8 protein-coding genes are annotated in these 11,493 nt (G+C 68.7%); all 8 read right to left on the reverse strand.

Annotated features, from left to right (window positions below; translation table 11 throughout):
- Nucleotides 1-84 precede the first annotated feature (84 nt).
- A complete protein-coding gene (gene prfA, locus NX1_RS30635; protein WP_068067126.1) occupies nucleotides 85-1,155 on the reverse strand; it encodes a peptide chain release factor 1 in 1,071 nt (356 codons plus the stop codon).
- A gap of 129 nt (nucleotides 1,156-1,284) precedes the next feature.
- Complete coding sequence (rpmE, locus tag NX1_RS30640; RefSeq protein ID WP_039796334.1) at nucleotides 1,285-1,515, reverse strand: 50S ribosomal protein L31; 231 nt, start codon at nucleotides 1,513-1,515, stop codon at nucleotides 1,285-1,287.
- A gap of 939 nt (nucleotides 1,516-2,454) precedes the next feature.
- Nucleotides 2,455-4,521, reverse strand: coding sequence for a transcription termination factor Rho (rho, locus tag NX1_RS30645; RefSeq protein ID WP_068067129.1), 2,067 nt, complete (start codon nucleotides 4,519-4,521; stop codon nucleotides 2,455-2,457).
- 308 nt (nucleotides 4,522-4,829) lie between these two features.
- Entirely contained in the window at nucleotides 4,830-5,786 is a 957-nt protein-coding gene (gene thrB, locus NX1_RS30650; RefSeq protein ID WP_068067200.1) for a homoserine kinase, read from the reverse strand.
- Between the two features lie 25 nt (nucleotides 5,787-5,811).
- Nucleotides 5,812-6,906 (reverse strand): threonine synthase, encoded by a 1,095-nt coding sequence (gene thrC / locus NX1_RS30655; protein WP_068067132.1) that lies wholly within the window; start codon nucleotides 6,904-6,906, stop codon nucleotides 5,812-5,814.
- The gene (locus NX1_RS30660) at nucleotides 6,903-8,258 is read right to left on the reverse strand and encodes a homoserine dehydrogenase (RefSeq protein WP_068067135.1); all 1,356 of its coding nucleotides are present in this window, start codon (nucleotides 8,256-8,258) and stop codon (nucleotides 6,903-6,905) included. Before NX1_RS30660 ends, thrC begins: the two co-directional genes overlap by 4 nt.
- Complete coding sequence (lysA, locus tag NX1_RS30665; RefSeq protein WP_068067199.1) at nucleotides 8,255-9,676, reverse strand: diaminopimelate decarboxylase; 1,422 nt, start codon at nucleotides 9,674-9,676, stop codon at nucleotides 8,255-8,257. The genes NX1_RS30660 and lysA overlap by 4 nt, the downstream gene beginning before the upstream one ends.
- 73 nt (nucleotides 9,677-9,749) lie before the next feature.
- Nucleotides 9,750-11,408, reverse strand: coding sequence for an arginine--tRNA ligase (gene argS, locus NX1_RS30670; RefSeq protein WP_068067137.1), 1,659 nt, complete (start codon nucleotides 11,406-11,408; stop codon nucleotides 9,750-9,752).
- Nucleotides 11,409-11,493: the final 85 nt, after the last annotated feature.

An 11,493-nucleotide genomic window follows, 5' to 3' on the forward strand; every position in this document is an offset into this window, starting at 1 on the left:
CACTTCCGGGAATCGGTCACCCACACACCACCCATACGCCACGCGGAGCCGGTGGCCGTGTGCGGCGCGAAACCTGTGTGCGGCCTATTCGGCCGCCATGCGGGCCTCGCGGTCCGCCTTGCCGAGCGCGTCGAGGAGGGCGTCGAGATCGCCGTCCAGGACCGAGTCGAGGTTGTGCGATTTGAAGCCGATGCGGTGATCGGTGATCCGGTTCTCCGGGAAGTTGTAGGTGCGGATGCGTTCGGAACGGTCCACGGTGCGGATCTGGGTGGCTCGACCGGCCGCGGCCTCCTGCTCGGCCTGCTCCTCGGCGAGCGCCTGAAGGCGCGCCGCGAGCACCTGCATGGCACGGGCCTTGTTCTGCAGCTGGGAGCGTTCGTTCTGGCAGGTCACGACGATGCCGGAGGGCAGGTGGGTGATGCGAACGGCCGAGTCGGTGGTGTTCACGCCCTGGCCGCCCTTGCCGGACGAGCGGTAGACGTCGACGCGCAGATCGGACTCGTCGATCTGCACCTCCTCGACCTCGTCGGGCTCCGGGTAGATGAGCACGCCCGCGGCCGAGGTGTGGATGCGGCCCTGCGATTCGGTCACCGGTACGCGCTGCACCCGGTGCACGCCGCCCTCGAACTTGAACCGGGACCACACGCCGTCGCGCACCGCGTCGCGGCTCTTGATGGACAGCGTTGCGTCCTTGTATCCGCCGAGATCGGAGACGGTGGCGCCGAGCACCTCGACCTTCCAGCCGTGCCGCTCGGCGTAACGGATGTACATGCGGGCGAGGTCGGCGGCGAACAGCGCGGACTCCTCGCCGCCCTCGCCGGACTTGACCTCGAGCACCACGTCGTCGCCGTCGTGCGGGTCGCGCGGGGCGAGCAGGTCGGCCAGCGCCTGCTCGAGCTCCTCCACCTGACTCCGCAGATCGGGGATTTCCGCGGCGAAGGAAGGATCGTCGCCGGCCAGTTCCTCTGCGGCGGCCAGATCGTCCTGCGCGGTCTTCAGCTTGTGGTAGGTGGCCATGACCGGGGCCAGTTCGGCGAACCGCTTGCCCACGCGGCGCGCGGCGCCCGGATCGTTGTGCAGCGCCGGATCGGCCAGCTGCGTTTCCAATCCCGCGTGCTCGGCCAGAATGTCGTCGATCGCGGACGGCTGCGTCATGATGCTTCCTTCTCTCGGTTCCCGGACGATGCCGGGTCGGCATTTCTCGTCATCCGGCGCTGTACGCACCGGGCCAACAAATGCACCGACGCCCGGCCTGCGATGCAGAACCGGGCGTCGGCGAGGAAGCTATTTGGCGTCGGCCTTCTTCCCGGCGCGCTTGCCGTAGCGCGCCTCGAAGCGAGCAACGCGACCACCGGTGTCCAGGATCTTCTGCTTGCCGGTGTAGAAGGGGTGGCACTGCGAGCAGACCTCGACGGTGATGTGTCCCGACTCCTTGGTGCTGCGGGTCTGGAAGGTGTTTCCGCAACCACAGACCACCGTGGTGTCGACATACGTCGGGTGGATTCCTGCCTTCATGGATGGTGTCCTCTCGATAGTGGTCGCCGGGTCGCCACGCGGGCGTGAACCGGAACCGCTGGTTCCAAACTCTGCTTCGCAGAGGTCGGCGGGATTGTCTGCGGGACGCAGACGCACAGCGGTCCAGTATGCCAGAACCGCTACTACGCACCCAAAACACACCGGGCAACCATTTTGTTCCCTGATTCGTGTATCTAGGAGAACCCGTTGAAATATTGACTTGAACGCCATGCGCTCACGACCACGAGCCCAGCGCCACGCGTTCACGACGACGCGGACCGCATCGCGCTTCACGGCCATCAGCCGGACGCACCGCGCGCACGAAACACGGCCAGAGAACGCGCACCAACCACGAGCCCATCGCATGTGCACAGCAGCAGAAATACCCCACCCGCCCATCCGCGTACTCACCCCGATGGCGAGCCCGACGGGCCCGTTCGCGGCCCGGCCGGTGGGCCGCGAGCCTCCGCGTGCCCGCGCGGCGACAACAGGGCACCCAGAAAGTCCGGGCGCGCGGCTTCCCGGCCCTTACGGAACTCTTAAGTCGAGTAGTCAACTACTCGGGAAGACGAACAGCACTGTTCATAGAGTTCTTGGGTGTCGAGTTCCTGCTGCACACCGGCGTGCCGAGACGGAAAGGAGAACGCGATGAACAGCCGAGTCGCTCTCGCGGTCTTCGTCCTGTTGATTCTCACTGTCGCGGTCGGCTGGTTTGCGATCCCCGAGCCCACGCATGCCGCGTCCTACGCGCCCGCCGACACGGTCGCCTACTACGAGCGATCACCTCGGTCGGCAGACGCTTCCGGCCCTGCGACGGCGCTGATCCTCGCCTGCATGATCGTCGGTGCGGCCGCCATCGGCCTGATCTTCTTCCGTCCGTACACGCCGAAGGGGCTCCGCCACAGCGAAGCCCCTTCGGTGGTACGGCGAATCGTGCCGCTACTCGTCCAGCGCGCCCGGCGCGGTCTTGCTGACCTGCATCAGGAACTCGAGGTTGTTCTTGGACTTCTTCAGTCGGTCGATCAGAAGGTCGATCGCCTGGTGCGAGTCCAGACCCGACAGCACGCGGCGCAGCTTGTGCAGCACCGCCGCCTCGTCTGGGCTAAGCAGTAGCTCGTCCTTGCGGGTACCGGACGGGTTGACGTCCACCGCGGGGAACACACGCCGTTCCGCGATCTTGCGGTCCAGCTTGAGCTCCGCGTTACCGGTGCCCTTGAACTCCTCGAAGATCACCGTGTCACCGGTCGAACCGGTCTCCACCATGGCGGTGGCGATGATCGTCAGCGAGCCGCCGTTCTCGATGTTGCGCGCCGCGCCGAGGAACCGCTTGGGCGGGTACAGCGCGGTCGAGTCGACACCACCGGAGAGGATGCGGCCCGACGCGGGCGACGAGTTGTTGTACGCGCGGCCCAGTCGGGTGATCGAGTCCAGCAGCACCACAACGTCTTTGCCCGCCTCGACGAGCCGCTTCGCGCGCTCGATGGCCAGCTCGGCGACCGAGGTGTGATCGCTCGGCGGACGGTCGAAGGTCGAGGCGATGACCTCACCCTTCACCGAACGCTGCATATCGGTGACCTCTTCGGGACGCTCGTCGACCAGCACCACCATCAGGTAGCACTCGGGGTTGTTGGTCGCGATCGCGTTCGCGATGTCCTGCAGGATCGTGGTCTTACCCGCCTTCGGCGGGGACACGATCAGCGCGCGCTGGCCCTTGCCGATCGGCATGATCAGATCGATCACGCGGGTGGTCAGCTTGTTCTGCTGGGTCTCCAGCCGCAGGCGCTGGTTCGGGTACAGCGGGGTGAGCTTGCCGAACTCGGGACGCCGCTTGGCCGCCTCGACGTCGCCGCCGTTGACGGTGTCCAGCCGCACCAGCGGGTCGAACTTCTGGCGCTGGTTGGCCTGTTCGCCGTCGCGCGGTGCACGCACGGCGCCGGTGATCGCGTCGCCGCGTCGTAGGCCGTTCTTGCGAACCAGGTTCATCGAGACGTAGACATCGTTCGGTCCGGCCAGGTAACCCGAGGTGCGGACGAACGCGTAGTTGTCCAGCACGTCCAGGATGCCAGCGACCGGCTGTAGGACGTCGTCGTCGCGGATCTCGAGCTCGCGGGTCTCGCCGCCGCCGCCCTCGCGATCGCGTCCGCGACGACGCTCGCGGAACCGGCGACCACGGCGACCGCGGCCGCCTTCCTCGTCGTCGCCACCGCGGCCGCCATCGCCACGGCCACCCTCGCCACGGCCACCCTCGCCACGGCCGCCCGCGCCCTGACCGCGCTGCTCGCCGTTCTGGCTGCGCTCGCCCTGACCACGTTCACCTTGGCCACGCTCGCCCTGGCCACGCTCACCTTGACCACGCTCGCCCTGGCGGTCGCGGCGCCGTTCGCCCTGCTCGGCGTCCGTCTTCTGCTCTTCACCACGCGCCTCGGCGGTCTCACCGCCGGAACGCGCCTGGTCACGGCCGCGACGCTGCCTGCCACGGCCGCGCTGGCCACCGTCGCGGCCGGACTCGTCGCTGGTCTCGGCGGCGGGGGCGGCGGATTCGCTCGGCGCGGACTCGGCCTTCTCGGACTTCGACGGAGCGGGATCGGCGGGAGCCTCTGGCGCGGGCGCGGCGGCCTTCTCGGCGGGCGCGGCTTCCTTCGCCTTGGTCTCCTTGGCGGTCTCCTTCGCCGGAGCCTTTTCCTTGGCCGGCGCGGGCGTCACGTCGAGGGCCGCCTGCTCGGCCTTCCCGGCGCGCGCGGGCTTTTCCGACTTGGCGGGCTTACCGGCCTGGTTCTCCTTGATGGCGGCGATCAGATCACCCTTGCGCATTCCGGAGGTGCCTCGGATACCGAGCTCCCCCGCGAGCGCGCGCAACTGCGGCAACAACATTCCAGTCAGCCCCGATCGTGCGACGTCGGTTTGTTCGCTCATCTTCGAAATCTGTCCGGATTCACTTTCGCGGGCCCCCGAGGAACTTGGGTTGGATTCCACCCCGGGTGTCGCGAGCAGGTCCGTATCTGTCACGGAAATCCTTTCCTTCCCTCGACCGCCGTGTGCTGTTTCGAGGGTTCGTCCCGCAGTCCGGGCACTCTGCCGGACTCGGTATTGCCGTATCGCCTGCCCCGCCGGACCGGAGGCTTCGCCACCGGTTGTGAAAGGTGGGAGAGATCATTCCAGTTGCGCAGCTACGCAGTACCCCCATGGCCTGGAGGCTCGAGCCTGGAGCCTGCTGGAGCGATTGCCCTGATGAAGCACCGGCGTCTGATGCGCACGATGTACGGACCTGCTCAGGATAGCTGGCAACTGTGAAACTCGGCAAGACAGACTCGCCGTCAGTCGACCTGCACGCCCTCGGCGAGTCCTGGCTCGACCACACGGAGGCCGTCGGCGGCCGCGAGTTCGCGGAGTTCTGCTGGAAATTCGCTGGTACCGAGGGCCAGCACGGTCGGTCCCGCACCCGAGACGGTCGCCGGGATGCCCGCCGCGCGCAGGCGCTCGATCCACAGGGTGGTGAGCGGTAGCGCGGGGGCACGCTGGCCCTGATGCAGGCGGTCGGCCGTAGCAGGCATGAGCAGATCGGGACGCTGGGTCAGTGCCACAACGGCCAGCGCGGCCCTGCTGACATTGAAAGCGGCGTCGCCGTGCGGCACCGTCTCAGGCAGCAGCCCACGGGTGTGCGCGGTGGACGAGCGAACCTCGGGAATCAGCACCACCGGTCGCAGCGACGGGTGCGGGTCGAGCCGGACGGCGCGGTACACCCGGCCGTGCTCGGGGATCGCCGCGGCCGCGTCGGTGGCGTCGGCGGCGGTCTCCGTCCAGGACACCACGATCCCGCCCAGCACGCTGGCCGCCGCGTTGTCCGGATGCCCTTCGAACTCCGAGGCCAACTGCACCAATCGCGCTGCGTCGACGGTCAGTTCGGGATCCAGCTTCGCGGCGAGCGCACAGCCTGCGGCGAGGCCGCCGACCACCGCGGAGGCCGAGGAGCCGAGCCCGCGGGAATGCGGAATCACGTTGCGGCACACCACATCGAGGCCATCGGCCCACACGCCCGCCGCCTCCAGGCCGCGCTCGATAGCACGCACCACGAGATGCGAAGGGCCCCACGGCACATCGTCGGCACCCTCGCCCTCGACCCGGATGGTCAGCCCGGAATCGGTGGTGCGCACCTCGATCTCGTCGTAGATGCCCAAAGCCATACCGAGCGAGTCGAATCCGGGACCGAGGTTGGCGCTCGACGCGGGCACCCGCGCCGTGACGGCGAGTCCGGCGGGAAGTGTCCGCGACATCAACTGGCTTTCGCGCGAACTCAACTCAGGCCAGCTCGAGTCGAGCGGCGACCGCGACCGGGTCGACCGCGATCGGCTGCACCTGCGGCATGCCGAGCAGCGCGGTGTCGGGGTCCTTGAGACCGTTGCCGGTGACGGTGCAGACCACCGTCAGGCCCGCGTCGAGCCAGCCTTCCTTACGAGCCGCGAGCACGCCGGCCACGCTGGCCGCCGACGCCGGCTCGACGAAGACGCCTTCCTTCGCGGCGACCAGGCGGTACGCCTCGAGGATCTCCTCGTCGGTGGCGGCGCGGAACGCACCGCCGGACTGCTCCTTTGCCTCGACAGCGCCGTTCCACGAGGCCGGTGCGCCGATGCGAATGGCGGTGGCGATGGTCTCCGGGTCCTTCACCGGAGCGCCGTTGACCAGCGGGGCCGCGCCCGCGGCCTGCACGCCGAGCATGCGCGGCAGGCCGTTGGTGATGCCGTCGGCGTAGTACTCGCGGTAGCCGCGCCAGTACGCGGTGATGTTGCCCGCGTTGCCCACCGGCAGCGCGTGCACGTCGGGCGCCTTGCCGAGCACGTCGCAGATCTCGAACGACGCGGTCTTCTGCCCCTCGATGCGGGCCGGGTTCACCGAGTTCACCAGGCCGACGGCCGGGAAGTCCGCGGTGACCTTGCGCGCGAGTTCGAGGCAGTCGTCGAAGTTGCCCTCGACCTGGATGATCTGCGCGCCGAGCATGACGGCCTGGGCCAGCTTGCCCATCGCGATCTTGCCCTGCGGGATCAGCACCGCGCAGCTCAGGCCGGCCCTGGTGGCGTACGCCGCGGCCGACGCCGAGGTGTTGCCGGTGGACGCGCAGAGCACCGCCTTCTGACCGCGGTACTTCGCGTCGGTCATGGCCATGGTCATGCCACGGTCCTTGAACGAGCCGGTCGGATTGGCGCCCTCGACCTTGAGGTACACCTCGCAGCCGGTCAGCTCGGACAGGTACGGCGCGGGCACGAGGGGCGTGCCGCCCTCGAACAGCGTGACCGGCTCCCAGTCGGCCGCACCCGCGAGCCGATCACGGTAGGCCGCGATCAGACCCGGCCAGCGGGAGTGCACTCCTGCCTGCGGGGCGACGCCAGTGGTCTTCATTCCTCGGTGCCTTCCAATCTCAAAACGCTGGTCACTGATGTGACGGATGCCATCTCCGCCAGGGCGGCGACGGTGTCCGCGAGCGCCGACTCCACGGCGTGGTGGGTCACCACGACCAGGCGCGCACCCTCGCCGTGCCCTTCCTGACGGACCGTCGAGATGCTCACCCCATGCTTGGCGAATTCGCCCGCCACCTTGGCCAGGACGCCGGGGACGTCCTCGACCTGCAGGTTCACGTGGTAACGGGTGGGCGTATCGCCGATCGGCGCGATCGGTAGCTCAGCATAAACCGATTCGCCCGGCGCGCGGCCACCGAAGAACTTGTTCCTGGCGGCCATCACCACGTCGCCGAGCACCGCGGAGGCGGTCGGAGCGCCGCCTGCGCCCTGGCCGTAGAACATCAGCCTGCCCGCGTTCTCGGCCTCGACGACCACGGCGTTGAAGGCGCCGCTGACCGCGGCGAGCGGGTGCCTGCGCGGGATCAGCGCCGGGTAGACCCGCACGGAGACGCGCTCCTTGCCACCCTCGGCCGGACTCGGCTCGCCGGGGCCCGCGTCGACGCGCTCGCAGATTGCCAGCAGCTTGACCGTGCAGTTCAGCGCGGACGCGGTCTCCAGGTCCTCCGCGGTGATCTTGGAGATGCCCTCGCGGTACACGTCGGCCGCGGTGACGCGGGTGTGGAACGCGAGCGAGGCGAGGATCGCGGCCTTGGCGGCCGCGTCGTAGCCCTCGACGTCGGCGGTCGGATCGGCCTCCGCGTACCCGAGGCGGGTGGCCTCGGCGAGGGTCGCGGAGTAGTCGGCGCCGGTCTCGTCCATGGCCGAAAGGATGAAGTTGGTGGTGCCGTTCACGATGCCGACCACGCGGTTCACCCGGTCGCCGGACAGCGACTGGATCAGCGGGCGGACCACCGGGATGGCGCCCGCGACGGCGGCCTCGAAGTACAGGTCGGCACGGTTGCGTTCGGCGGCCGCGGCGAGTTCGCCGGTGTAGTCGGCCAGCAGCGCCTTGTTCGCGGTCACCACGGACTTGCCCGCGTTCAGCGCGGCCAGGATGAGGCGGCGCGCGGGATCGATACCGCCGATGACCTCGACGACCAGGTCTACGTCGGGACGCGCGACCAGCGCGTCGGCGTCGGTGGTCAGCAGTTCGCCGGGCAGGCCGCGATCCTTTTCCAGGCTGCGCACCGCGACGCCGCGCAGCACGACCGGCGCGCCGACCCGCGAGTGCAGGTCGTCGGCGTGATCCCGCAGGATCCGCACGACCTCTGTGCCGACGTTGCCCATACCGAGGACCGCGACGCCGATCGGGCGATCGGTCCCCCAGATGGTGTTCTTGGCTACTTCGGTCATGCCTCAACCTCCAGACTCAGCAGATCCGCCACCGTTTCCCGGCGCAGCACCAGTCGCGGCTGACCGTCGCGGACGGCGACGACCGCCGGACGGGTCAACTGGTTGTATCGACTGGACATCGAATAGCAATACGCGCCGGTCGCGGCGACCGCCACCAAGTCGCCCGGACCGACGTCGGCGGGCATCCAGGTGTCGCGGATGACGATGTCCCCACTCTCGCAATGCTTTCCGACGACACGCGCGACCACCGGCTGCGCGTCCGAGGAGCGCGAGACCAGGCGGCAGTCGTAGTCGGCCTGGTAGAGCGCGGGACGGATGTTGTCGCTCATGCCGCCGTCGACGCTCACGTAACGACGGTGCAGGCCGCCGTCCAGCGAGACGTCCTTGATGGTGCCGACCTCGTACAAGGTGACGGTGCCCGGTCCAGCGATGGCGCGGCCCGGCTCGACGGCGATGGTGGGCTCGGGCAGCCCCGCGCGGGCCGCCTCTTCGGCGACCAGGCGACGCAGGTTGGCCGCGAATTCGCCCAGCGGCGGCGGGTCGTCGTTGGGCAGGTACGAAATACCAAGTCCGCCACCGAGATCCAGCGTCGAGATCTGCGCGGTGCGTTCCACGCCGAACTTGTCGATGGCCTCGCGCAGCAGGCCGAGCATCCGGCGCGCGGCGATCTCGAACCCGTCGATCTCGAAGATCTGCGAGCCGATGTGCGAGTGCAGGCCGACCAGCCGAAGGTTGTCGGCCTCGAAGACGCGCGCGAGCGCCTCCATGGCGTCGCCGCCCGCGATCGAGAAGCCGAACTTCTGGTCCTCGTGCGCGGTCGAAATGTATTCGTGGGTATGGGCTTCCACACCGACGGTGACGCGCACCAGCACGTCCTGCACCACACCGGCGCGCCCGGCGACGGCTTCGAGGCGATCGATCTCGATCAGCGAGTCGACCACCACGTGGCCGACACCAGCCTGGACGGCGGCTTCCAACTCTTTGACGGATTTGTTGTTGCCGTGCAACGCGATTCGCTCGGCGGGGAAACCCGCGTGCAGCGCGACGGCGAGTTCGCCGCCGGAGCACACGTCGAGCGAGAGCCCCTCGTCACGGATCCAGCGCGCGATCTCGCCGCAGAGGAAAGCCTTGGACGCGTAGTGCACCTTGGCGTTGGGGCCGAAGGCCTGCACCATGTCGCGGCAGCGGGAACGGAAGTCGTCCTCGTCCACCACGAACAGCGGGGTGCCGAACTGCGCGGCCAGGTCGTGCACCGGCACGCCCGCCAGGTGCACGACGCCGTCGGCATCGCGGGAGGCGTTGCGCGGCCACACTTTCTCGGGCAGGTCGATCATCTGTTTCGGAGCGCTCGGGCGCTCCGGCAGGTTGGGGGCATGGGGAATCTCGGCGTGGCGTGGCCCGGCGGGGTGCGCGCTCATAGTTGTTCCTTCCTTGCCGCACGCGCCGCGCACGTGGACGGATACGACCTCTTCGACTCGGCTCGCTCGCGCACTACATACGCTCCGGTGCGCCGACCCCGAGCAGACCGAGTCCGTTGGCCAGCACCTGACGGGTGGCCTTCACCAGTTCGAGCCGGGCGGACTTGAGCGGCGTGACCGGCTCGTCGCCCTTCGGCAGCACCCGCATGTCGTCGTCGGATTGGAACGGGTGGTAGGCACCGGCCAGCTCCTCCAGGTAGCGCACTACGCGGTGCGGTTCCCGCATCTCGGCGGCCGTCGCGACCACCCGCGGGTACTCGCCGAGGGTACGGATCAGCTCGCCCTCGCGGTCGGACGTCATCAGGCCGAAATCCGGTGCCACCGAAGCGAAGTCGAAGGCAGCCGAGTTGTCGATGATGCGGCTGGAGCGGGCGTGCGCGTATTGCACATAGTAGATCGGGTTCTCGTTGTTCTGCTTGGTCCACAGGTCGAGGTCGATATCGATGCTGGAGTTCACCGACGACCGCACCAGCGAGTAGCGCGCCGCGTCGACGCCGATCGCCTCGACCAGGTCGTCGAGCGTCACCACCGTGCCCGCCCGCTTGCTCATGCGAACGGCCGCACCGTCTTTCACCAGATTCACCATCTGGCCGATCAGCACCTCGACGGTGTCCGGATCGTCGCCGAACGCCGCGGCGGCGGCCTTCAAGCGGCCGATGTAGCCGTGGTGGTCGGCGCCGAGCATGTAGATGCACAGATCGAAGCCACGGCCACGCTTGTCGTGGAAGTAGGCGATGTCACCGGCGATGTAGGCGGTCTTGCCGTCGCTCTTGATGACCACGCGGTCCTTGTCGTCGCCGTACTCGGAGCTGGCGATCCACCACGCCCCGTCCTTCTCGTACAGCTTGCCTGCGGCCTTGAGCTCCCCGACCGCCTTGTCGACCGCGCCGGAGGCGAACAGCGAGCTCTCGTTGAAGTAGACGTCGAAGTCGGTGCCGAACTCGTGCAGTGTCTGCTTGATGTGCGCGAACATCAGCTCGACGCCCTCGCGACGGAACAGCTCGTGCCGCTCGACCTCGGGCAGCTCGGCCGCGCCGGGGTTGTCCGCGACGACCCGCGCGGCGATCTCGTGGATGTAGGCGCCCGCGTACCCGTCCTCCGGGGTCGGCGCGCCGGTGGCGGCGGCGACCAGCGAGTTGGCGAACCGGTCGATCTGCGCGCCGTGGTCGTTGAAGTAGTACTCGCGGGTGACGTCGGCGCCCTGCGCGGCGAGGATGCGGCCGAGCGCGTCGCCGACCGAGGCCCAGCGGGTGCCGCCGAGATGAATCGGTCCGGTCGGGTTCGCCGAGACGAACTCCAGGTTGATCCTGGTGCCCGCGAGCGCGTCGGCGGTGCCGAAGGACGCGCCCGCCGCGAGCACCTTCTGGACGATCGCGCCCTGCGCGGCGGCGGCGAGCCGGATGTTCAGAAAGCCGGGACCCGCGACTTCCGCCGAGGACACGCCCTCGGCGGCGGTCAGCGCGTCGGCCAGCCAGGTGGCCAGCTCGCGCGGATTCGTGCCGGCCTTCTTGGCCACCTGCATGGCCACATTCGTGGCATAGTCACCGTGTTCCGGGTTGCGAGGACGCTCCACATTGACCTCGTCGGGCAGGACCGCAGGGTCCAGTCCACGTTCGACAAGCACCTTCGCCGCAGTGGAGCGAAGGAGATCTGCAAGGTCAGCTGGAGTCACGAGTCTCTATCCTATGGTCTTGGCAGGTGTACGCCGTCGGGCGGGCACTGCCCCGGATCCGTCCGTAACGAACAGCACAGCGGTT

Origin of the sequence: Nocardia xishanensis NBRC 101358, from assembly GCF_001613365.1 — a bacterium.
Taxonomy (GTDB): Bacteria; Actinomycetota; Actinomycetes; order Mycobacteriales; family Mycobacteriaceae; genus Nocardia; species Nocardia xishanensis.

What these genes read in the sequence shown, in the direction of transcription:
- prfA (WP_068067126.1), bottom strand. Translation starts at nt 1,155, where the DNA reads ATGACGCAGCCGTCCGCGATCGACGACATTCTGGCCGAGCACGCGGGA.
- rpmE (WP_039796334.1), bottom strand. Translation starts at nt 1,515, where the DNA reads ATGAAGGCAGGAATCCACCCGACGTATGTCGACACCACGGTGGTCTGT.
- thrB (WP_068067200.1), bottom strand. Translation starts at nt 5,786, where the DNA reads ATGTCGCGGACACTTCCCGCCGGACTCGCCGTCACGGCGCGGGTGCCC.
- thrC (WP_068067132.1), bottom strand. Translation starts at nt 6,906, where the DNA reads ATGAAGACCACTGGCGTCGCCCCGCAGGCAGGAGTGCACTCCCGCTGG.
- NX1_RS30660 (WP_068067135.1), bottom strand. Translation starts at nt 8,258, where the DNA reads ATGACCGAAGTAGCCAAGAACACCATCTGGGGGACCGATCGCCCGATC.
- lysA (WP_068067199.1), bottom strand. Translation starts at nt 9,676, where the DNA reads ATGAGCGCGCACCCCGCCGGGCCACGCCACGCCGAGATTCCCCATGCC.